At 55.0% G+C, this 22,268-nt stretch carries 20 protein-coding genes; 3 read left to right on the plus strand and 17 right to left on the minus strand.

Features of this window, described 5'->3' with window-relative positions; translation table 11 throughout:
* Positions 1-318, minus strand: a 318-nt coding sequence (locus VLH40_10295; GenBank protein ID HSV32388.1) for a Sua5/YciO/YrdC/YwlC family protein, incomplete at its 3' end; no start/stop codon positions are given.
* Positions 319-610: 292 nt separating this feature from the next.
* Between VLH40_10295 and VLH40_10300 the strand changes: the two genes are divergently transcribed.
* Positions 611-1,375, plus strand: a complete 765-nt coding sequence (locus VLH40_10300) for an undecaprenyl-diphosphate phosphatase (protein ID HSV32389.1) — start codon at positions 611-613, stop codon at positions 1,373-1,375.
* 33 nt (positions 1,376-1,408) lie between these two features.
* Here VLH40_10300 and VLH40_10305 read toward each other — a convergent pair whose 3' ends face one another.
* From VLH40_10305 to aroF, 11 genes are all read right to left on the minus strand, one after another.
* Positions 1,409-1,714 (minus strand): hypothetical protein, encoded by a 306-nt coding sequence (locus tag VLH40_10305; protein HSV32390.1) that lies wholly within the window; start codon positions 1,712-1,714, stop codon positions 1,409-1,411.
* A gap of 13 nt (positions 1,715-1,727) precedes the next feature.
* Positions 1,728-2,729 carry an ROK family protein gene (locus VLH40_10310; GenBank protein ID HSV32391.1) on the minus strand — a complete coding sequence of 334 codons (1,002 nt, stop codon included), beginning with the start codon at positions 2,727-2,729 and terminating at the stop codon, positions 1,728-1,730.
* A gap of 76 nt (positions 2,730-2,805) precedes the next feature.
* Positions 2,806-4,059, minus strand: coding sequence for a replication-associated recombination protein A (locus VLH40_10315; protein ID HSV32392.1), 1,254 nt, complete (start codon positions 4,057-4,059; stop codon positions 2,806-2,808).
* Positions 4,060-4,176: 117 nt separating this feature from the next.
* A complete protein-coding gene (locus VLH40_10320; protein HSV32393.1) occupies positions 4,177-4,587 on the minus strand; it encodes a hypothetical protein in 411 nt (136 codons plus the stop codon).
* A 79-nt stretch (positions 4,588-4,666) separates the two neighbouring features.
* On the minus strand, positions 4,667-5,635 hold the full coding sequence (locus tag VLH40_10325; GenBank protein ID HSV32394.1) for a sugar kinase: 969 nt from the start codon (positions 5,633-5,635) through the stop codon (positions 4,667-4,669).
* Positions 5,636-5,683: 48 nt separating this feature from the next.
* A complete protein-coding gene (locus VLH40_10330; protein ID HSV32395.1) occupies positions 5,684-6,739 on the minus strand; it encodes a GntG family PLP-dependent aldolase in 1,056 nt (351 codons plus the stop codon).
* A 185-nt stretch (positions 6,740-6,924) separates the two neighbouring features.
* Positions 6,925-7,536, minus strand: coding sequence for a TetR/AcrR family transcriptional regulator (locus tag VLH40_10335; GenBank protein ID HSV32396.1), 612 nt, complete (start codon positions 7,534-7,536; stop codon positions 6,925-6,927).
* Positions 7,537-7,555: 19 nt separating this feature from the next.
* Complete coding sequence (locus tag VLH40_10340) at positions 7,556-8,848, minus strand: DUF1302 family protein (GenBank protein HSV32397.1); 1,293 nt, start codon at positions 8,846-8,848, stop codon at positions 7,556-7,558.
* 25 nt (positions 8,849-8,873) lie between these two features.
* Positions 8,874-9,644, minus strand: coding sequence for an outer membrane lipoprotein-sorting protein (locus VLH40_10345; GenBank protein HSV32398.1), 771 nt, complete (start codon positions 9,642-9,644; stop codon positions 8,874-8,876).
* Positions 9,641-12,427: an MMPL family transporter gene (locus VLH40_10350; protein HSV32399.1), complete on the minus strand. Its 2,787-nt coding sequence runs from the start codon at positions 12,425-12,427 to the stop codon at positions 9,641-9,643. The genes VLH40_10345 and VLH40_10350 overlap by 4 nt, the downstream gene beginning before the upstream one ends.
* Before the next feature lie 232 nt (positions 12,428-12,659).
* A complete protein-coding gene (aroF, locus tag VLH40_10355; protein ID HSV32400.1) occupies positions 12,660-14,552 on the minus strand; it encodes a 3-deoxy-7-phosphoheptulonate synthase in 1,893 nt (630 codons plus the stop codon).
* A 291-nt stretch (positions 14,553-14,843) separates the two neighbouring features.
* On the opposite strand from aroF, the gene mgtE reads away from it, so the two are divergent.
* The gene (gene mgtE, locus VLH40_10360; protein ID HSV32401.1) at positions 14,844-16,205 is read left to right on the plus strand and encodes a magnesium transporter; all 1,362 of its coding nucleotides are present in this window, start codon (positions 14,844-14,846) and stop codon (positions 16,203-16,205) included.
* A gap of 4 nt (positions 16,206-16,209) precedes the next feature.
* On the opposite strand, the gene VLH40_10365 is transcribed toward mgtE, so the two are convergent.
* A complete protein-coding gene (locus VLH40_10365) occupies positions 16,210-16,767 on the minus strand; it encodes a flavodoxin family protein (GenBank protein HSV32402.1) in 558 nt (185 codons plus the stop codon).
* Between the two features lie 184 nt (positions 16,768-16,951).
* Between VLH40_10365 and VLH40_10370 the strand changes: the two genes are divergently transcribed.
* Positions 16,952-18,295 (plus strand): sn-glycerol-1-phosphate dehydrogenase, encoded by a 1,344-nt coding sequence (locus VLH40_10370; protein HSV32403.1) that lies wholly within the window; start codon positions 16,952-16,954, stop codon positions 18,293-18,295.
* Between the two features lie 91 nt (positions 18,296-18,386).
* Here VLH40_10370 and VLH40_10375 read toward each other — a convergent pair whose 3' ends face one another.
* The 4 genes from VLH40_10375 to dnaJ all read right to left on the minus strand — a co-directional run bounded on the left by VLH40_10375 (position 18,387) and on the right by dnaJ (position 22,248).
* Positions 18,387-18,932: a TlpA disulfide reductase family protein gene (locus VLH40_10375; protein HSV32404.1), complete on the minus strand. Its 546-nt coding sequence runs from the start codon at positions 18,930-18,932 to the stop codon at positions 18,387-18,389.
* A gap of 158 nt (positions 18,933-19,090) precedes the next feature.
* Complete coding sequence (locus VLH40_10380) at positions 19,091-20,353, minus strand: MiaB/RimO family radical SAM methylthiotransferase (protein ID HSV32405.1); 1,263 nt, start codon at positions 20,351-20,353, stop codon at positions 19,091-19,093.
* Positions 20,322-21,077 (minus strand): RsmE family RNA methyltransferase, encoded by a 756-nt coding sequence (locus tag VLH40_10385; protein HSV32406.1) that lies wholly within the window; start codon positions 21,075-21,077, stop codon positions 20,322-20,324. Before VLH40_10385 ends, VLH40_10380 begins: the two co-directional genes overlap by 32 nt.
* Before the next feature lie 7 nt (positions 21,078-21,084).
* Positions 21,085-22,248, minus strand: a complete 1,164-nt coding sequence (gene dnaJ, locus VLH40_10390) for a molecular chaperone DnaJ (GenBank protein ID HSV32407.1) — start codon at positions 22,246-22,248, stop codon at positions 21,085-21,087.
* Positions 22,249-22,268 lie beyond the last annotated feature (20 nt).

Raw genomic sequence — 22,268 nt, forward strand, 5'->3', positions numbered from 1 at the left:
AATGACCTTTTTCTTGGGTAACACCAGGGTCAGGGGACCCGGCCAAAACCGGCGGGCCAGCGTCTGAGCGCGGGCGGGAAACTCCCGCACCAACCCTTCCACCTCCCGGGTCCCGGTACAGTGAACGATCAGGGGATCGAAGAAGGGACGGTCTTTGGCCAGAAAAATTCCGGCGGCGGAGCGTTCGTTGCGGGCGTCTGCACCCAGGCCATAGACGGTTTCCGTGGGAAAGGCGACCAGCCCTCCCGCCCGCAAAATTCCGGCGGCCTCCCGGATGTGTTCGGCCCGGTCAGCGGGTAATACCCGGGTTTTTACCATGTATCGTATCCCTTCTTTCTCATCATCGCTGATACCGGTTCCCACAAGGTATGCCTAACCGGGCCGGCGAACCGGTAAAATGCCTCGGTACATTTGCCATATCACCCAAGTTCCTCTACAATGGTTTTTCGGACCCTCCGCCCCATCCAGTGGCAACAAAGAGGAGTCCGACCGGTTGGTGCGGCCGACAGCAGTGGAACACGAAAATTAAGGATGGGAGGAAGCAAGGAAGTGGTTCGCTCATCACTATTTGCTGTTCACCGATCACCGTTCTTTTTTCGGAGGAGATCCTTTGACGCTTATCGAATCGCTTGGACTGGGACTGATCCAGGGTTTGACCGAGTTTTTTCCCATATCTTCCTCGGCGCACCTGATCCTTTTACGGCCGGTGTTCGGTTTCGGAGAACCGAACCTGTGGTTTGACGTGTTTCTCCATGGGGGCACCTGGTTGGCCGTGCTGTTCTACCTGATACCTCACTATAGGCGATTGTGGGAAAAACCTTTCCTGATCGTTTCCATCCTTCTGGCCACCATTCCAGCCGGGGCATTCGGACTTCTTTTCGAAGAACCGGTGGAACAGTCCCTCCGTACTCATTATCCGGTGATCATTACCGTCCTGATTGGGCTGGGCGTGGTCTTCCTCTTCGTGCGCCAATCCGGGGAAAAACCGCTCGAATCCCTGGGGCCGGGTGGCGCATTGTTCATCGGACTGGCCCAGGCGCTGGCCCTGCTACCTGGTGTTTCCCGCTCCGGTATCACTCTATTGGCTGCGCTGGCTTTGGGACTACAACGGAAAGACGCCGTGCTTTTTTCCTTTTTCCTTTCTCTGACGACTATTGGCGGTGCGTTGGCCAAAGGCACCTTGGAAATGCGCGCAGAAGGTGCAGTGGCCCTGGCGGAACTCCTGCCTGGCTTTCTGGTTTCACTGGGGTCCGGTTTCTTCGCCTGCCTGTTTTTACTCAGGATCGTGGCGGGTCGGAGCCTGTGGCCGTTCGGCCTCTATCGAATCATTTTCGGGGTCGGGATCATGCTCTTTCTTCTTTTCTCGGGCGGGTAGACTCCAAAAGACAATACAGTGGGTTTTCCGGAATCAGAGGAGCTCTTCGAAGGAGGTACGAAGCCTCTCCCTCAGAAGCAGCTCGATCTGATGAAACAGGTCATCGGAAAACCGACTGAAGGGCAGCCAAATCTTGATCCGTCCTTCCTCGAATGAGAGGTGCAGGCCCTCTAAAGTCTCACTGGTGACCGCCTCCCGGAGCACTCTCTCGAGAAAACCGGCAAACTCCTGCAGGGAGATCATGCACGAGCGAAAGTACTCTTCGATTTCATATTCCCAGTAGATGACGTCTCCATCCGAACAGCGGTATGGAACCGGATTTAAACTGATCCTGATCACCCATGGCCTCCTTTCAATCTTCCCGATCCAAGCTGATCAAACCTTTCAGGAACTGCTCTTTTGACCAAGTCGCGGTCCCGATCACCGCCGCTTCCCGACCCAGTTCTGCCTGGACAAACCGGATAGTGTTCACCGGTAGGATGTGCAGGCGTTCCCGGAGACTTTGCCGGATCCGGTCAAAGAGAATATCCCCTACCTGGGTGACCGTTCCACCGACAACGATCATTTCCGGGTTGATCACCGCACAGATCCCGGACAAGGCCAGGCCGATATAAAATCCGGTCCGCATGATGATGTCGGTGGCGGTTTCGTCCCCGGCCTTGGCGGCATCGACGATTGTCTTGGGAGTGACCTTGTTCAAGTCATCCTTGACCAGTTCCCGGATCAGGGTATCGTGCTGCTGTACCAGGGCCCGCAGGGCCTGACCGACCATAGCCGGTCCCGAAGCGTAGGCTTCGAGACATCCCCGGCTTCCGCATCCGCAACGGATGCCAAACGGTTCCACTGGAATGTGTCCGATTTCCCCGGCTCCCCCTTCCCTTCCGCTGAAGAGTTCCCCATTCAGGATCAATCCTCCCCCGATCCCGGTCCCAACGGACAACATGACCATATTGGCGACTTCCCGTCCCGCACCGAAACGGTTTTCCGCCAGAGTAATCGCCCGGACGTCATTGATCGCCGCTACCGGAAGGCCCAACCGCTCTTCAAGCCATTTCTTGATCGGGACATATTTCCACTTTTGATGGAAGTTGGGCAGTAAATGACAGACACCCGCCTCCCAATCACACAGGCCGGGTAAGCCGATCCCGATCGCTGCCAGGGTATAACCGGCCCGTTGTGCTTCTTTGCAGAGCTTCTTGGCTTCTTGCTCGATGTCGGCAACCACCTCTTCCGGTTCCCGCATCGGCCGGGTCGGAATCGTACTGTTGAAAAGAATATGCCCTTCCGAGCCGACTGCCCCGACCTTGGTTGTCGAGCCGCTCAAATCAATACCCAGAAATACCTGGTTTGGCATTGTCCTTCACCTGTCGTCTACCCCCCGCGTACGGCGGGAAAATGATAACTTTCCACTTGCTTCTTACCGATCGTGTTCAGTATTTCCTTTTTTTCCACAACACCTGCAACCACTGGGAAATCATTTTTTCGTAACCCCGTCCGCTTGGCCGGTAATACAAACGAGCGCTCAGTTCAGGTGGCCGGTAGTCCTGCTCGATAAAGCCCTCCGGAAAATCATGGGCGTACTTGTATTCCTGCCCATACCCGAGTTCGGCCAGCAAGCGGGTTGGTGCGTTGCGAAGATGAACCGGCACGGGGAGCGCCCCGTGTATCCGGACATCCGAGGCCGCGACCTGGAGGGCCCGGTACGACGCATTGCTTTTCGGAGCGCTGGCAACGTACAGGGTAGCCTGCGCAAGAGAAAGACGACCTTCCGGTTCCCCCAGGAAATCATACGCCTCCCGGGCGGCAACAGCGACCTGGAGGGCCCGGGGATCGGCGTTTCCGATATCCTCCGAAGCGCAGGCGATCAGGCGACGCAAGATGACATGGGGATCTTCCCCGGACTCGAGCATCCGACACATCCAATAAACCGCTCCATCCGGATCGCTTCCCCGTAGACTCTTATGATAGGCGGACAGGAGGTTGTAGTGCTCTTCTCCGCTCTTGTCATATAACAACGTGTTCTTGTGAAAAATTTCGCCGATGATATCCGGACTGACAGTCCGATTTTCTCGCTGCGCCACCTGGAGGATGATTTCCAGAAAATTGAGGGCTTGCCGGGCATCTCCGTCCGCCATGCGGGCCAAAAGCTCCAGTGCGTCCTCGCCAATCATAGGCGAGGGATTGTTCAGGGCACGCGGGTCAGTGAGAGTTTGGCGTAAGAGGCTGACCAGGTCAGCGACCGAAATTTTACGAAAAAGCAGGACCTGGCACCGGGAAAGGAGCGGGGCGATGACTTCAAAGGAGGGATTCTCCGTGGTCGCTCCGAGGAGAGTAATCGTTCCCTTCTCCACAAAGGGGAGCAGAAAGCTCTGCTGACCTTTGTGAAAACGATGTATTTCGTCGATAAAAAAAACCGTTTTGTTCCCCTGGCGCTCATTGACGAATTCCGCTTCCCGGATCGCCTCTTTCATGTCCTTGACGCCCGAGGCCACCGCACTCACCGATATCGTATGATACCCGCAGGTTTCGGCGAGGATAAAGGCGACCGAGGTTTTTCCGGTTCCCGGCGGCCCCCAGAAGAGTAGCGAGGGGAGAAATCCATCACGAACGATCCGGCTAAGGATACCCTCCGGACCGGCCAATTCCGGCTGACCTACCACTTCCCCCAAAGTCCGCGGCCTCATCCGATAAGGGAGGGGCTCCCCACCCCCAGGGTAAATGGAACGGACACCCGGTTCCGGAGCGTTTTCCGGAAGAGAGGACGGTTTTTTTTTCATAATTTTTCCCGAGAGCACTTTATCTCAATCGGTTATTTCATCTCCCTTTGGCCAATCGCCATCAGGAATACGGGACCAACTCAGGGATTCCCGGTCAAAAGGAAGCGATGTATACGCACTGATCGCCGCATCTATTTCCGCCAACCATCCCAGGGTCGCTGTGGAAAGGATCAGTATCTTGTCCCCCATGATCTCCTGGATGGTATAAAAGAAGGGACACCGGGTAAAAATCATGCTGAAAACGTCCGCCGGGCATTCCGCCATCTCGGCGAGGTAGCCCTTGATGTCTTCCTGGGTGTTGAATTCCTCCAGGGAAAAACAGGTGTCATGGGGACATCCGTCAACCAGCCTGCGCAACAGTTCGTTCTTCAGCGCTTCGCGGTTGTCGCGGAAATCCTTCATCGTTGCGATTATGACATTCATTCGTTCATCCATTCACTAATTCCTCATCTCTCAAAATACGGTGATCGGTGAAAGATTATCAACTTTTTCCCAACCTTCTGTCAACCTTCTCTCAAAATTTTCCGAACCCGGCCCGTATCTCTTTCTCCAAACCGGGCATGGCTAACACCTCATGAAGAAAAGGCGCTCCTTCCATGGGACCTTTCCGGGTGACAGCCAGCGCGCCGACCGCATTGGCAAAGCGACCGCAGGAAAAGAGATCGAGGCCCCTTTGCAGGGCGACCAAAAACCCGGCGTCAAAACAGTCGCCGGCACCGGTGGGATCCACCTCGTTCACCTTAAAGGATGGCACATCCCTTCTACCATCCGAAGTGATTACCGAACATCCCTCGTCTCCCCTTTTCAGAACGACGCAACCCGCCCCCCGGTCGATCAAAATTTGGCAGGCTCTTGCAACATCTGTTTCACCGGTGAGCATGGCCGCTTCTTCACCGCTGGGAAAAACGATATGTACGGCATCCAGAATCGGTTGACAAAGCTCCCGTACCCGGTCGACCCCCAGAATTTCCGGCCGGATATTCGGGTCGAAGCTGACCTGAACCTCATATCGGCGGGCCAGTTCCAGGGAACGGTAAACGGTATTCCGCCAGGTTTCGTTGATAGAGATGGCCGATCCGTTCACATGAAGATAGCGGGCGCCCTGGAAATACGATTCAGGAATCCGCTCCGGCTCCATCAGGCCGCTGGCCGCGTTGCGGATGTGGTAGATGAATTTCCGGGATCCATCGGGGAAATAGGCGACAAACGCGACGCCGGTCGTCGACTCTTCCGTTTCATAAAAGCAGGAGAGGTCGACACCGTCTTCCTGGAGACGTTCCCGGATGACTTTCCCAAAGTCATCCCGACCCACTGTCCCAACGTACCCGACCTGGCCCCCTAACCGGGCTGCGCAATCAGCGAAAATAGCCGGCGCCCCGCTGGGGTAGGGACCGGTGAATACCTCCGGAGTATCCAGTCCGGCTCCGATTTTGTCCCGCATGATCTCGACCAGAGCTTCCCCCATCGATATGATTTCAGGCATCTCATACCTCCCGTGTCTTTTTTCTATTATCCCACACTCGGAGAAAAGTCAAAGGGTTTTACCGGAAAAACCGCGAAAAAAAGCCTCCATTATGGAGAGAGCCTGGCGTACGTCCCCAGTTCCGACTCGACTTGAGGTCACCAGCCGGATGCGGTGTTCCCCGGCGGGAGTCACCAGGACACCCTTCCCGGCGAATTTTCGGGTAATTTCGGGTGCCTTCACCGGCAGAGCGGAACAGTCAACAAGAACGAAATTAGTCTGGATCCGGGTAAGGTCGACTGTGATGTTATCAAGCACAGCCAGTCCTTCGGCCAAGAGCCGGGCATGACGATGGTCATCCTGCAGTCGGGCGATGTTTTCCCCGGAGATGGCGATCAGCCCACAGGCGCACAACCAACCGGTCTGGCGCATGCCCCCTCCCAGCATCTTCCGGTAGCGTCTTGCCTCCCGGATGAAGGCTTCCGAACCGGCGAGAAGCGATCCAATCGGCGCACCCAGTCCCTTCGACAGGGAAACCATCACTGAATCCGCGTACCGGGCCAGGAACGAGGGATGGATTCCCAGGTACACCGCCGCATTCCAGAGTCGGGCACCGTCGAGGTGTACCGCCAGCTGATGGCGTCGGGAAAGTTCGTAAATTTCTCTCATTTTCTCCAGGGGTGGTACAATACCCCCATAGCGGTAGTGCGTGTTTTCTATACAAAGCAATGACGTCCGGGGATAGTGAATATCATCCGGTCGTAGTACAGCCAGTACCGCCTCCGGTTCAGGAATGCCATCGGCTCCGAACAGGCCTCTTACCATCAGCCCGGCTACCGCCGCTAATCCTCCCGTCTCCGAGAGGCGGATATGAGCATTCTCTTCGAGTATAACCTCCTCCCCCCGCCGGGTATGAGTCAAAAGGGCGATCAGGTTCCCCATCGTCCCACTGGGAACAAAAAGAGCGGCTTCCTTACCCAACAACCGGGCAGCGGTTTCTTCCAGGGCGGCCTGATTCGGGTCTTCCCCGTAGACCGAATCACCGAGAGAGGCTTGAAACGCCTTTTCCTTCATCTCTTCGCTGGGAAGGGTGATCGTGTCCCTCCGCAGATCGATTGGCATCATAGATCATCAACTCCTTCCACCGATGGTGAACATTCAACAAACCGCCCCCAATAAATCTCTTTTTTCGGCAACGGTCTCATCTGGCCAGCGCCTGTTACGGGAACGAACGGCACCGGCTTTAATGATAGTCGATAAGGGGACAAGAGTATATCATCAGCTGCAGAAAGCCATGCAGAAAGAAACGATCAGCGGAGAAAAGCGGTGAAAATCTCCTGAAAAAGGGTCCGCACATCCGGTGACAACAACCGGTTTTCCTTGATCTCTTCGATATAGTACCCGGCCAGACTGGGCAGGATCAGACGTAGAACCTGTTCACCGCTCACTCGTTTCCCCGATAGCGTCTGTAAGGGTCCAATGCGCTGTCCAACCTCCCAGCGGAGCTTTTTCATTTTTTCGAGGATTTGGTCAATACGTTTCTTGACCTCCAGATGGTGAAGGAAATCGAAGCCTGCCCTCTGAATAATCAGAATCACGTCCTTTTTTTCCTCCATAAATCGGCAATGGGCTTCGATGATGTCCGCCAAGACCGCCTTTTTATCGTCTCGCGAGCAATCGATGGTATGGAAATTTTCCTCTGCCTCGTGAATGGTAGTCTCCAATATATTCACCAGTAATTCGAATTTACTCCTGAAATAATAATAGATGGTCGACTTCTTCACCCCGGATACGTCAGAAATGTTTTCGAGAGTCGCCTCGAAGTAACTCTTTTCTGAAAATACTTTTTTGGCCGCTCCCAGAATCATGGTTCGTTTATCGTCCAGGTGCTTCTCTCCGGTAAAGGCAGTATTTTTCTTCATCCCTTCCTCGCTATCCTGATCAAAACGCGTACTGGGCGCTGAGGAAAATCCCGTCTCCGATGCCTGCCAGCTTGCCACCTGGAGGGCCGCTGGCAAAGGAATAGGTGAGGGAAATGTCCCAATCCGGCTGCGGTGTATAGGACACCCCGAGGGCATTGACCATGCTCCCGTCGGCCAGGCTTAGAACAGAATTAACGAACGGTTTCCACTTTCCGTCGTCGCTGGGACGCTCCGCCCGCAGGAACAGGTAAGAAGAAACGTCATCGCCAGTTTCCTGGGGGGTACCCAGGATATAGCCCAGGTTAAGGTAGACATTGTCTTCGGTGGTATAATCGACTCCCAGAGAGGCTTTCCAGTAAGGTTGTTCAAGGACGATCTGCTCCTGTACGATCATGGTTCCGTCCGGCTGAGGTAACGATATCTGGTGGGTCCAGCGTTCCGGGAAAAAGAGGGCGACATCGCCACGGAAGGTAGCACCGGGCAGCGCCTCGAGTTCCCCCTGGAATTCCAGACCGAGCATCTGCCGCTGTGGATACCCGAAATCAACATCGACCTGAAAGGGCAGGCCGTTCCCGGTCACCGAGGAGGTTATGGCCGTCCGGTAGGGGGTGGGATTCAGATAATACCCCCGGTAGTAGCTGAGGGCGAGATCGACACCGCCGACTTTACCCCGAACTCTGACACCCCAAATCGGGTCCAAGAACCCGACCTCCGGCTCTCGGTATGTAAAATCGTAAACCAGATCGTCGGGACCGACTCCGAGTTGCGGGACCAAAGCCGCGGACATAAATTGCTTCTGCAGAGCTTCAGGAACCACGTTGGCCATAAAGGCAGGTTGATAGACCAACTCGAGCGACCAGACAAAATTCAGGTACCATTCCAGGTTGACGGCGGGAACCGGGATCTTCTCGCCCAGGAACCCCTCCCCGATTCCCCGGGCAAGCGGTGCGGGGTTGATCACATCCACCGGGCTCATGAGATCGCTGGCCCCCCATACCACCTGGATCCAGCCCAGCCGGAAGTCCGTCTCCTCCCAAGGAACCCCAAACCCCTTTAGGTATGCCTCCCGCCATCGAAAAAAATCAGGATCATAACCACCTTCCTCGTGCTGCAAGGTCAATGCTGTACTCAGGTAATAGTGATCAAAAATAGGCGTTTCATAATTCAAATCCAGTTCAAGTCCGTAAGTAAGCCGACCGCCAGCCAGATCCCAGCTCGTACTTAAACTGGCTTCCCCGGTGATCGGGGAAGCCAGGACGGGAAACACGGGTGTGATCAGGCAAAGTATCAAGATCAGGATCGAAATCGCCATCCGGCATCCTCTCATTGGCTTCGTCTCACAGTTCCGGACGCTGAATGGTCCGAACGCTGAAAAAACCGGCCGGAAGAGTAATGTTCTCCTCGACCTCGCCCATATTCATGAGGGTTTTTGTGTTTTCCTTTACATCCGTCAGGCTGAGTTTCTTGAACCGGTTGGTTCCGTCATCTCTAACTTCGATCTCATGAATCTCCAGAACCCTCCAGAGAGCTCCCTCCAAATCATAAAACTCCATCTTCCTCAGATAAAATTTCTCCCGATCCACTGTCATCACCTGCTTTGAGTACTCGCTCTCTTCATCCAGCGGGATCAGTGCGAGGTAATAATTCTGCTCGTCTTCGCCGATGAGGGTGTAGTTGAAATCCTCCCGTTGGAAGGCCATGCCGCCGACATCCTCGTAGGTAAAATCCGTGCCGGCGAAAGTCTCCTGCCGACCGGCCCCCGCGATCCGGCGCACCCGGCGGAAGGCGGGCATGAACAGGTAGATCTGGTCCCCGTCGTTGAGGCTCAAAAGAGTGATGTCCCGCACGCTGGCCGGACTGAGAAAGCGAAAGATGCTGGAGGTCGTATCATCCCCCTCCTCTTGGGAAAACATGATCATTTCCCGTTTTTCCTCGTTACCCCGGGCGTCAACCACAATCAGGGAGCCGGTGGACCGGGACGTCTCGATGTCCGGCTGCCGGGCCTCCATCTCGTCAAAAATCTGGTCGGCGGTCATGGCCAGAGTCGGGAGCGTCAGGATCGCCATAGTCAACAGAAAGAGAATAGAAAAAACCAGGGTTCTTCTCATACCGTTGTTCCTCCTTTGTTTTTAAATGAATTTTTAAAAATCTTTTCCTCCGCCTGCAGGATCATGGGTAATAAAAACATGGTGAAAACGACACTGAGGAGAAGGACGGTGGCCATCAGTGCGCCGAAAACCCGCAGCATATGAATGCTCGAGGCGGCCATAACGTAGATTCCACCCGCCACCGCCACCGCATTGAGAAAAATTCCCCGCCCGGTCCGGGTGATGGCGATATGAATAGCTTCGGAGGGGCGCTTGTTCTGTTCGGCGTACCAGCGAGTCAGAAAATGGATGGTATAGTCGACGCCCGCCCCAATGGCGATGCTGGCCACCATCAGGGTGGCGACGTTGAGGGGGATACGGAAGTGGCCCATCAACCCGAAGGAGGCAAAGACCGTCAAAGCGATGGGAGTCATGGCGATAATCGCTCTCCTCCAGGAACGGAGCTGCAGCAGAAGTAGACCGAAAACTACGACAAACGCCAAGACGATGCTTTGGGATTGCTGGTCGAAGAGTTTTCCGGTGATATAGTTATTGATGATCGAGCTGCCGGTCACCCGGTAATCGATGACCAAGTCGCCGTTATCGTCGGGAATGTACACGACCTCGTCCAGAATTTGGAAGAACACGAAATCGTATGTATCATCGAATTCATGTCCGGTCATTTCCGCTACCCGATCCCGCAGGGCCGCCACTTTTCGGGAGGCAGCCACCCGCTCCGAGGCAAAATGCAGGGTGTCCTCCAAATACCAGGCATCGTCAGCGGATAGATCCAGCTCGCTGGTCAGGACGCCTGCGAGCGTTCGGTTTTCGTTCTCCCGGTAATAAGCCAGCAAGGCATCCACCACTTCTTCGGCGGTCAGCCCAAGGTCCTCGATTTCGAGCAGAACGTAGCGGGTGATTTCCCGGGCAAAGATTGGGTCCTCCCCGTAAAAACTCTCGACCGGTTCCTCGAGAACCTCCCGGACGATCGCAGCCAACCGGTTCTGATCCGGAGGATTCAAGCCGAAGATAGCCAGATCCTGAACGATCGTTTCGACTAAAGCGTTTCTCGCCTGTTCTTCTTCGACCGGCGCCATCCTAAACCGCCGGGGACGTTCCGCGAGGAACTGCCGGAACGCGATGATTTCCTCTTCAAGAAGCTGGGACGAGGTTTCCGCCGCCCGAAAGTTGATAAGCACCCGGGACTCGTCAGCGGAGATCTGGTCCTGTACATAACTGTTATCGGCAACGAAAAACCAGAGGTTGTCGACCTTGTCCCGGGTGTCCGGGAGCGCCCGCCAGCCCTCGATCGCTTCATTGAGGTCCATGACCAGACCGGCGACGGAGGAGGCATCCTGAAAAGCGTTGAAACGGTTGGCATAACGGCTGATCCGGACCATTTCCCGCAGGACCTGGGGATGACGGATGGAGTCCGTGGTGAGGTGCAGGTAGTTGATGGATGTCCCTCCAAAACGTTCTTCGAAATAATCGAGAAGCCGGGTAATCGGATGATCTTCCCCGAGTTGGGTTTCCATGCTCATCTCCATACTGATGCGGGGAATGCCGAATCCGAGAAATATCAAAAGGGCGATGATGACCACCAGGACGGCTCTTTTCCGCCCGGTAACCAAGCGGCTGATGCCGCTCAGCAACCGGTAAAGCGCGTCACCTTTTTTCCCCTCCTGCTGGATGAACTGACGGGGCGGGCGCTTCAGGGCAAATACCGTGTAAAAAGCGCCCAGCGAAAAGGTCGCGAAAACGAAGCCGAAGAGAATGCCCAAAGAGGAAAAGAGGCCGAAATCGGAAATCGGTTTGATCTCGGCGGTGAGAAGGGATAAAAAACCGCCCATCGTGGTGAGGGCGCTCAGGGCGATGGGAAAAAAGATGTTCCGCAGGGTGTTCTCCGCCGCCTGAGAACCCTCCAGGCGTCCGCAATCCTCGTAATACCGGTTGATAAAGTGGATGCCGTAGGCGCTCACCAGGGCCAAAAGCATGATCGGAAGCATGGCGGAGATCATGCTCAGAGGTTCGCCCAGCGCTGCGGCGATTCCGATAGTAACGAGGGAAGCAAAGCCGGCGATGAAAACCGGCAACAAAACCCCCTGGATCGAGCGGAAACCGAGATAGAGGATAACCAAAAGCGCCAGCGTCGCCAGCGGGGTCAGGTTCATCATGTTCCGCTGGGCATCCAGAGAACTTTCCCGCTGAATGATCGGAAGGCCGAAATAGGTGATTTGGGCGTTGCCGGCCAATGGATCACAAACCTCGATGACCCGCTCGATGGCCGCGTATTCGTCCACCTCGTAGTAGAACGCCACCATGAGGATGGTAGCCCGGCCGTCTTCGGTGACCATCCGTCCCCAGATAAGTTCATCTTCTTCCAGGTCTTCCCGCAGATCTCTCGCTTCGGCGAGGGTCTGGGGAAGCACCTCCACTATATCACGTACTTCGATCCCAAACTCGGTAGTGAGCACTTGAGGCATGTTGGTCAGGGCATGGACGTTTTTCACCTCCGAAAGCCCTTCCACCGCCGTCACCATGTTCTGGACCGTGGCCAAGCTTTCCGGTGTGAACAGGTCGTCGAACTCCAGGGCGACGATCATCGATTTTCTCTGAAAACCAGCGAAGACATCTTCCAAAGAATTGAAAAAAGCCACTTCCGGATTGTGTTCCGGGACATACTTGGTAAAATCGTCTTCGAAACGGAGATTTCTCAGGCTGAAACCGGCCCAAAGGATCAGGACGATTGTGGCGATCAAGATGATTTTCGAATAACGAACGATCAGCTGTACGAATTTGGTCATATTTATTCCTCCTGCGGGTGAGACGGAGTACTTCAACAGGTTTCCTGACTCCACTCAACAGACCGACCACCGGGGTAGCCCGGTTTAGTCGAGGCAAGAATCAATATCACGCGAGCCGGAAATTGGTTCTCGCTCCGGCGGCCAGACGACATCCTGTAGTGGTTTTCAACTGACCGTTCAGTCGAAAACCACCCCACATATTACAGAGTTTCCCCTTTAATAGTCAAGCGGGTCAACAGGTTTTTTTCCAGAGGTTCCGATAACTGCCCAGGATGCGGATAAAAGCGGTGGTCTGTCCCAGTTCGGTAAGCATCACTTTAAACCGTTCTTCGACCAGATTTCCTTCCCAATCAGCGTAAAACAGGTATTCCCAGGGCTTGCCGGGAAACGGCCGGGATTCGAGTTTCAAAAGGTTCACTTCGTAACGGGCGAAAACCTGTAGGACTTCAAAGAGCGCTCCGGGACGATTGGCCACGGAAAACACACCGGACACTTTCTCCTCATCGATTGACGGCGTGAAGAACGGAGAAAGAAGGATGAAGCGGGTAAAATTCCGGGGATTGTCTTCGATTTCCTCGGCGACCAACTCCAGCCGGTATTTGGCGATAGCCTCTTCGCCCGCGATGCAGCCTCCCCCTACACCGTACTCCCCCGCTCGTCGGGCGGCCTCCTCGGTATTCCCCACGTTCATGATTCTTACTTCCTGCCGGCTTTCCAGGAACCGCCCACACTGGGCAAACCCTTGGGGATGGGCAAAAATAATCTGCAGTGCTTCCGTCCGGGTTCCGGGATATACTCCTAAATGCTGGGCAACCCGAACAAAACGCTCTCCAACGATAAACAGGTCAGGATACTCCAGAAGTAAATCGAAATTCGCGTGGATGCTTCCGGTGATGGTATTTTCGAGCGGAACCAGCCCCAAACTGACCGACCGGTCCTTCACTCGCTCGAACACTTCCCGAAAGGTTTGACAAGGCTTGAATTCCACATCTTTTCCAAAGGTGCGCCGGGCGACCAAAGAACTAAACGATCCGGGATTACCCAGATGAGCGACCCTAAGGGGTTGGACAGGCGTACCAGAAGCTTCTCCGGCTGGAAGGTTCCTTTGCGGCCAGGCTTCTCTGCGCAGTTCTTTGCCAACCAGAACACCAATCACAGCCAGGTCGTTGATCAGCCGCCGGAACTGTTCCGGATATAAGCTCTGCGGTCCGTCGGAAAGCGCCTTGTCCGGTTCGGAATGTACTTCGACCATAACTCCATGAGCGCCGCAGGCAACCGCCGCCCGGGCCATCGGGATGACCTTTTCCCGCAGTCCAGTTCCGTGGCTGGGATCAACCACCACCGGCAAATGACTCAGGTCCTGAACTACGGAGATCGCCGTCAGGTCCAGAGTATTCCGGGTCAGCCGCTCGATGGTCCGAATACCTCGTTCACACAGGATCACCGAAAAATTTCCCAGGCTCAGGACATATTCGGCAGCCAGCAGCAAATCCTCGATAGTCGCGGACAGGCCTCGTTTCAACAACACCGGTTTCCCCAAGCGGCCGACCGCCTTCAACAACTCAAAGTTTTGCATGTTACGGGCACCGATCTGGATACAATCAGCATATCGCGCGACAATCGCCGCGTTTTCCGGGCTGGTGGCTTCGGTGACTACCGGAATAGCGAAAGCTTCCCGGGCTTGCGCTAAAATCTCCAAGCCACTTTCCCCCAGGCCCTGAAAACTGTAGGGCGAAGTACGGGGTTTAAAGGCCCCCCCTCTCAGGAGATGAGCGCCGGAGCGCTTGACTGTCTCGGCGATACGGAACAGCTGGTCACGGGACTCCACCGCACAGGGTCCGGCAATAACCACCAGATTGTCCCGCCCGATCTCCACACCACCCACCTGGACTACACTGCCTTCAGGCCGGAATGAGCGATGGGCCAGCTGATAAGGTGTCGGGACGTCGATAATCCGCGCAACCGGTTCCTGGAAGATTTCCTCGGGCCGGGGAACCGGCTTCTCGGTCACGAGCAAGGTCGAGTCCAGGTCGATCCAGCAGGGAAGTAAGTGCAACGACGATGCCCGTTGCAGGATGGCTTCCTTCCCGGACTGATCATATTTGTTTCGAAACACCACGATCATAAGCGGTTGCTCCTTATCTATACAGGATAGAGAGGATTAACCTGTCAGGCGGTCAGGAGATTTATAACAGGTTTACAATGCCTTCCTCAAATCTGAGTGGAGTGCTACAAAAATACTGATTTCCCGTGACAAAGTCAAGTAATTGAGCTATAATCCCAGGAAGGCTTCCGTGAGGGAATCCCTCAGGTTTTTTGCATGACACTCGGACAGCACGCTGCATTTTCAGAGAAATTTGCCACTTGCTTCCGATCGGACACTGGACTTGCACCCACTTTTTAGAAGGTGATCGGCATGGAACCAGGAGTGAATATCGATCTTGAACTACTAATCCGGGAATTTTCCGAGCTGGTTGAAAAAGGTTCTCTGGCGAAAATTAAAACCCGTATTCGGGAGATTCACCCAGCCGATATCGCTGAGATTATCACCAATCTGGATCGGAAAGACCAAGTCGTGCTCTTTCGGCTCCTATCCAAAAACACCGCCATTGAGGTTTTCGAGCGGATTGACTTGGTCCAGCAGGAAAATCTCCTTTCCCACTTTACCGACGATAAGGTCTCAGAAATCCTAAACCAGATGTCGGCCGACGACCGGACAGAACTCCTCGATGAACTCCCGGCCAAAGTGGTCCGCAAGCTTTTACCCCTCCTGAGCAATGAACAGCGGGCTATTGCCTCACTCCTTCTGGGGTATCCCGAAAACAGCGCTGGACGGATCATGAACCCCCAGTTCATCGACCTCAAGGAATACCAGACCGTCTCACAAGCCATCGAACGGATCAGAAAGATTGCTCCTCCGGAAGAACTGACCTATATCGCTTACGTCATCGATGGGGAAAGGCATCTGATCGGTTCAGTCACTCTCCGAAAGTTGATTCTGGCTGATCCCGCAGCGCTGATCCGAGATATCATGAACAGGGAAGTGGTCTCCACTCACACGGACAGCGACCAGGAAAGCGTCGTCAGGACCATCCAGCGCTATGACCTTTTGGCCGCTCCGGTGACGGACCGGGAAAACCGCCTGGTCGGCGTGGTGACCGTCGACGACGCCATGGACATCATTGAGGAGGAGGCCACCGAGGACATTCACCGGCTGGCCGCTATAAAAACCACCGAGGACGAATACCTGCGTTCGGGGGTCTGGCAGCGGGTCAAGAACCGGTTCGTCTGGCTCGCGCTTCTTCTGATGGGCGGGACCGTGGCCAGCTTTATCATCCAGAACTATGAAGGCTTCCTTCAAACCGTGATCGCCCTGGCCTTTTTCATTCCCGTACTAATCGACACAGGGGGGAATGTCGGCAGCCAGTCCACCGCGGTCATGGTTCGTGGATTAGCGTTACAGAATATCGACCGGAAAAACTTTCTGAAAATGATCTTGACCGAAGGGTTGATCGGGGGAATCCTGGGAATCCTGCTGGCCCTGATCGGCTTCCTCCGGGCTGCCCTGCTTGGGGAGGGATATTTGATCGGCATCGTGGTCGGTCTTTCCCTCTGGGTGATCGTGATTTTCTCGAATCTCCTTGGTCTTCTCCTTCCCCTGGTCCTGAAAAAAATGAAATTCGATCCGGCCCTGTCCGCCACCCCGGTGATTACCACCATCGTGGACGTGGTCGGAGTCGCTATCTATTTCCAGATCGCTCGGATACTGTTGACCTGATTTTTTATCCCGCGAAAAAAGTCTTCGCAGCCTGCCTGATATCCAAAAGACAGGACGCACACCCGGCAATTTCGCCCTTTCGGTCGAATCCGCGAAAGACCAGTTCCCCCGTGTATGCACAGTTGAAACTGTCAAAAAAATACCGAGTGGTCAGGATCACCCCCGCAAAGAGTTTCTTTCCCCCCGTCGCCCCGACCGAAAGCAGGAAACCTTTTTTCGGCGGGTAATCCTGCTTGAGGAAATATTTACGCGACCAGAGAAACTGGGTCCGGTCAACCAGCGTTTTCAGTGAAGCGGGAAGTCCATAGAAGAAAACCGGAGTGGCGACAACGATACGGTCTGCCCCCAGTATGTCTCCGGCGACACGCTCCATGTCGTCGTCAATGACGCACTCCCCGGTTCTTTCACAAACCCGACAACCCCGGCAGGAGTGAATGCGCAACTCGGAGGGGATAACCAGCGTTAGTTGGAAGCCTTCCCCGGCTTCGGCCAGGAAGGTATCGAGCATCACTTCAGTATTGCCTCCCCGACGGGGGCTCCCCATGATGGCGAAGATGTTCATTGTTTTTATCCCTTCACCCAACCTTTAGCGAGCCTTCTCCCGGCAGCGGAAAAACGTATCCGATTCTGATACACTATGGGGAGCAACGGGTTTCCCGGTTCCTCCGGCGGTTCCTCTCTCGCGCCCAAAGCGCCGGGCCGAACCGGACCGGACCGGACCATACCTGAATCGGAGGGTGAATTCAGTGATCAATGACCTGTTTTTTTTCGAAAGGGAATCGACATTTTCCTGCCGCTGCGGGAAAACCCATCATATACCAGTCCGCCGTACCCTGCTCGGCAATGATGTGCTCAAGCGCATTCCCTCCGTTCTTCACGAACTGGTTTCCCCGACGAAGATCCTCTTGGTGGCCGATGAAAACACCTACGCCGCCTGCGGGGAAAAGGTGGAGCGAATCCTCGTCGGCCACCGCTTCAAGACCATCACCGCGTGCCTGAAAAAACAAGACCGTTTCGCTTTTCTCGAACCGGACGAGGAGGCCCGCAGCCAATTGGGACAGTTTCTGCATCAGGATCCCGACCTGATTTTGGCCGTAGGTTCCGGAGTGATCAACGATCTGGTCAAGTTCGTCAGTCACCGGATCGGCATTCCTTACGCGGTGGTGGCCACCGCCCCCTCGATGGACGGATACCCCTCCCCCGGAGCTCCCATGCTCGTGGGGGGCTACAAAGAGACTCTACCGGCTTCACCTCCCCAGGCTATCTTCATGGACCTCGCCATCCTGTGTGCGGCCCCCCTTGAACTAATCCAGTCCGGGTTTGCCGACCTGATCGGAAAAATCACCGCCAATGCCGACTGGGAACTGCGCCGTTACCTGCTGGGTGAAGACGTGTGCGAATACACCTGGGAACTGGTGGAAGGGGCCCTCAACCTTCTGGAAGAAAAAGCCGAGGCGATCGGCCGCCGCGACCCGGACGCTGTTTACGCTTTGGCTGTCGCTCTGCTCAATTCCGGGTTCAGCATGGTTATTACCGGTGATTCCCGCCCGGCTTCCGGGGCGGAGCATCTAATCGCCCACTACCTGGAGATCATGAGTCTCCAGCAGGACCGGCATCCTTCGCTACACGGTTTACGAGTAGGTGCGGCGACCATCCTGGTGAAACGGATGTTCGACCACTTTCTCAGACACCTCCCTGATTTCGACTGGGAAAAACTTATGACCGGAACCATAAAGAAAGAAAGCTTTGATGAGGTCATGCTCCACTTTGGTCCGCTCTTCCCCTTCGTTGAACAGGAAGCCCGGGAGAAAGTCACCGGAGGTCTCCGCCTCGCCCGCCTTCCCAACCCGGCAACTATTGAAGAGATGAGGCGTTCCGTCGAAAAAACCCTCGCTCCGGTTCCCGATCCGAAAAAAACCCTGAAGCGGTGCGGAGCGCCGGTCACCTTCCAGGAACTGGGATTTCCGGAGACCTTACTCCGGAACGCCTGCCGCTTTTCCCGGTATGTCCGCGGCCGGATCACCCTGTTGGATCTTCTGGCCCAAGCAGACCTGCTCGACGAATACCTGGTGGAAGCCCTCGCTCGTTAAAAAAAGCGGAGAGGCCGGGTCACTCACCCTTTCCCTCTCCGCCACACATTCTAAAAACCCGGTGGACCGGCCGGGAGAAAATCCCCGGGCCTTAAAATATTTGATTCAGGTACCATCCAAACACGGCTTCGTCCCTGTTCCCCAGCACTTCGTCTTGCACCTCGCCCCGCCGGTTGATGAAGACGTTGGCCGGAACACCGCCGGTAAAAAACTGCCGGTAGACGGTGCGGTCAAAATCGTTAAGAACCGGGAATGTCCATCCGTATCTGGTGCGAATCTGTCTGAGCTGGGCGCTGTTCGTTTCGATACCGATACCCAACACCACCAACTCTTCAGTATCACGGTATCGATCGTAAAGCCGAGCGACTATCGGAGCCTGATCCGTACAAGCAGGACAACCAGGCCGGAAGAACACCAGCCAGACCGGTCTTCCCCGGAAATCGCTCAAGGACACCGTGCCGCCATCAATGTTGGGAAGGGTGAAGTTTACTGCGTCCGGTGATTCAATTGGTTCTTCCGGGGTGGGACTGGGAGTGGGAGTGGGCGTCGGCCCCATATTCAAACACCCGGAAAAAACAACCATAACCAGTACGAGCAATACGACCAGCCTACTCAGGTGAATCAGACGAAACTGCATGCAAAATACCCCCTTTGTTCGTTTATGACTCCGCACACCCTTCAGAGAAACGGCAGGCGAACCCATCTTCTTACTATACCATAGGTAACCGGGCCAGAACAGGTATTGTTCCTTCGTGAATGAAACGGCGGTCACGAACCGGTATGCCATTCCCGGGTTCAAATCAACCGCCCGGTGAGCACTCCCCCTTCGACGCCTTCGACAAATACGTCAACGAGGTCCCCGGGTGACTCTTTCTCCACACCGTGAATGGTGACTCCAACGTATCGGTCACTGTGTCCGGCGGCCACTCCATCCCGCACTGACTCGATCAGGACGGGTACCGTTTTTCCCAGGAAGTGTTTTTGAAATGCCTCATGGCTTTTTTCGGCTAATTCCAGGATAATTTTCTTTCGCCTTCTTATTTCCTCTCTACCGATCCTCCCCTCGCGATCCAGAAGAAGCGCCGAAGTCCCGGGGCGGGGGGAAAAAACAAAGAGGTGGATCCGAGCAAAGTCCATCTCCCGGATGAAAGACGTCGTTTCTGTAAAGAGCGTTTTCGTCTCTCCGGGAAAACCGACCATCAGATCGGTCGTCACTGCTGCCAACGGGCTGTGAAAGCGCAGGTGTTCCACGATGCGGGCATATTCTTTAACCGTATAGCCCCGGTTCATCAGGGTAAGAATCCGATCGCTACCACTTTGCAGGGGGAGATGAAAATGCGGGCAGACCCGGTCTCCCAAAGCACAATAGCGCTCGATAAACGGTTTGGTCACCGCGAAAGGTTCCAGGGAACTCAGCCGAAAACGGACCCGGCCGGTCTCCCGCACCAGCCGCTCCAAGAGATCAATCAATCCGGGTTTGTAAAGGTCTTTCCCGTAATACCCCACGTTGATTCCACACAGTACAATCTCCCGGTATCCCGCCTCCTCGAGAGTGCGAACAGACCGGAGAACCCGTTCCGGTGGAAGGCTAACGACCGGCCCTCTCAGGTGGGGAACGATACAGTAACTACAATAATGGTCACACCCGTCCTGAATTTTGAACCACACCCGGGCGCGAGTTCCCCGGGGGATCTCGGCTTGAACTGGTGCATACCCGTCAGATCCGCTGAAGCGACTCAGTAGCTCTTCGATTTTGTCCGGAGAGGAAAGAACTTCGACCCGCTGGTCAAAGGATGAACGATCCGGGGGGGACAGTCTGCGAGCCAGGCAACCAGTCAATATAACCCGGGCATCGGGATTGGCTCGGAGCACTCGACACACGAACTGGCTGGATTTGCGTTCCGCTTCCCGGGTACCCGCACAGGAGTTGATCACATACACATCAGCCCGCTCCCAGAAAGAAACCGTCTCCCAACCGGTATTCCGGATACTGGTCAAAAACAGGTCGCTATCGGCCTGGTTGACCTTACAACCAAGGGTTTTCAGGGCAACTTTCAAGGTCGTCTTCCAAAAAAGCGGACAAGAGGGAGGCTCCATAGAAGAGAGCCGTCTCACTGCGGAGGATGTCCTTCGTCAAGCGAACCGGTCTGGAACGCGGAAGACCGGCCAAAGTGGCTTTTTCCCCAGAAGTGAAGTCTCCTTCCGGCCCGATCACCAGCACTGCTCGGTCCCTGGCGCAATCGCCAAGCCTCCGCAATAAGGTCATGTCTTCATCGGGAAACGCCGGGTAGACTATGCCGCCCTCCTGAATGAGATACCTGATGAAGTCCTCCCACCGTTCCAGCCAGAGCAGGCGGGGCAGAACCGTTTTCCCCGTCTGTTTCCCGGCTTCCCGGATTATTTTTTCCATCCGTGCGAGGTGATTCACGGTGAGGGATTGGCGGATGCTGTGCGCCGCAGGAAAAAAAACGATTTCTCCGGCACCCAGTTCAGTCATTTTCTCCACGGCCCAGTCCAAGCGGTTTTGGCTTTTGATCAGAGCCAGACAACAACAGAGCAAAGAGGGCGTTTGGGGTACAGGGCGGTTTTCGACAATGTCCAGTAAAGCGCGTTCCTCCCGCCACCCCTGTAAGACGGCCGTAACCACGGAACCCTTCCCGTCACTTAAAACCACTTCCGCACCGGGCTTTACCCGATCGGAACGCAGGTGACGGCTTTCCTCCGGCCGCAGCAGAATTCGACGGTCTTTTTTCAATGATGGGGCAAAATAGTACCGAGCCATTGCCGTCTCATTCTTCGGTATGCGTAAAAGCTTCTTTCAGGCGGTCAAAAATACCTCCCTGTTTCTTGTTCCCGTTAGTCGGGGCCGTCTTCACCCGTTCGAACTGAAGCAACTGTTCGAGGAGACGTCGGTGTTCCCCGGTGACATGACGGGGAACCCGAAGCTGTACCCGAATCACTTCATCGCCTTGTCTGCCGGTTTGGGGGTCAACCAATCCTTTTCCCCGCAATCGTAACAAGGTGTTTCCTTCAGTTCCCGCAGGAACCCGGATCGTTTCCTGGCCATGCAGCGTAGGTACTTCAACTTCCTCCCCCAAGACCAGTTGCGGGTAGGAAAGCTCCAATTCAAAGTAGATGTCTTTCCCCTTGCGGGTCAGTTCCTTGTGCGGGTTGACCTTGATCTGCAAAAACAAGTCACCGGGCGGTCCCTGATTGGGACTGGCCTCCCCCTCTCCGCTTATCCGTAAACGATAACCGGTATCGACACCGGGAGGAATCTTGATCTTGATTTTACGTTCTTTGCGGTGTTTTCCTGACCCACGGCAGGTTGCACACTTGTCTTCAGCCATCCAACCACGCGCTTGACAATAGGTACAGGGCCGCGCGACGGTCATCGAGCCAAAAAACGAAGTCTGGGTATGGCGAGTTTCACCGGTTCCCCGACAGTGGGAGCAGGACGTTTTTTTCTTTCCTCCGATCCCTTGACAATCCGGACAAATCTCCGATCTCTGGAAACTCAACTCTTTTTCCACACCGAACGCCGCCTCGAGAAACTCCAGGGTCACTTCGAGATCAATATCCATCCCCTTCGTGACATAGGTCGAGCGTTCTTGGTTCCGGGTCCGGGTACTTCCTCCAAAAAACATATCAAAAATATCACCGAAGCCGGAAAAATTACCGAACGGGTCAAAATTTTGCCCGTATCCTCCCTGTCCCGTCACGGAAGAGCGATCAAACGCGGCATGACCAAAACGGTCATAGGTCGTCCGTTTTTCCGGGTCGGAGAGAATCTGGTAGGCTTCGTTAATTTCCTTGAAGCGAGCCGCCGAATCCTTGTTCCCGGAATTGACATCGGGGTGGTGTCTGCGGGCCAGACGCCGGAACGATTTCTTAATCTCTTCCGGGGATGCGGTACGCTCTACCTCCAGAACTTCATAATAATCCCTTTTCATAAAAAACCACCTTTAGCAAT

Source organism: Atribacteraceae bacterium, from assembly GCA_035477455.1.
Lineage (GTDB): Bacteria > Atribacterota > Atribacteria > Atribacterales > Atribacteraceae > DATIKP01.

Coding starts and splice junctions, on each gene's coding strand:
- dnaJ (HSV32407.1), bottom strand. CDS start 22,248: ATGAAAAGGGATTATTATGAAGTTCTGGAGGTAGAGCGTACCGCATCC.
- VLH40_10330 (HSV32395.1), bottom strand. CDS start 6,739: ATGATGCCAATCGATCTGCGGAGGGACACGATCACCCTTCCCAGCGAA.
- VLH40_10320 (HSV32393.1), bottom strand. CDS start 4,587: ATGGATGAACGAATGAATGTCATAATCGCAACGATGAAGGATTTCCGC.
- aroF (HSV32400.1), bottom strand. CDS start 14,552: ATGATCGTGGTGTTTCGAAACAAATATGATCAGTCCGGGAAGGAAGCC.
- VLH40_10325 (HSV32394.1), bottom strand. CDS start 5,635: ATGCCTGAAATCATATCGATGGGGGAAGCTCTGGTCGAGATCATGCGG.
- VLH40_10340 (HSV32397.1), bottom strand. CDS start 8,848: ATGGCGATTTCGATCCTGATCTTGATACTTTGCCTGATCACACCCGTG.
- VLH40_10375 (HSV32404.1), bottom strand. CDS start 18,932: ATGCAGTTTCGTCTGATTCACCTGAGTAGGCTGGTCGTATTGCTCGTA.
- VLH40_10365 (HSV32402.1), bottom strand. CDS start 16,767: ATGAACATCTTCGCCATCATGGGGAGCCCCCGTCGGGGAGGCAATACT.
- VLH40_10345 (HSV32398.1), bottom strand. CDS start 9,644: ATGAGAAGAACCCTGGTTTTTTCTATTCTCTTTCTGTTGACTATGGCG.
- VLH40_10315 (HSV32392.1), bottom strand. CDS start 4,059: ATGAGGCCGCGGACTTTGGGGGAAGTGGTAGGTCAGCCGGAATTGGCC.
- VLH40_10385 (HSV32406.1), bottom strand. CDS start 21,077: ATGGCTCGGTACTATTTTGCCCCATCATTGAAAAAAGACCGTCGAATT.
- VLH40_10310 (HSV32391.1), bottom strand. CDS start 2,729: ATGCCAAACCAGGTATTTCTGGGTATTGATTTGAGCGGCTCGACAACC.
- VLH40_10335 (HSV32396.1), bottom strand. CDS start 7,536: ATGAAGAAAAATACTGCCTTTACCGGAGAGAAGCACCTGGACGATAAA.
- mgtE (HSV32401.1), top strand. CDS start 14,844: ATGGAACCAGGAGTGAATATCGATCTTGAACTACTAATCCGGGAATTT.
- VLH40_10350 (HSV32399.1), bottom strand. CDS start 12,427: ATGACCAAATTCGTACAGCTGATCGTTCGTTATTCGAAAATCATCTTG.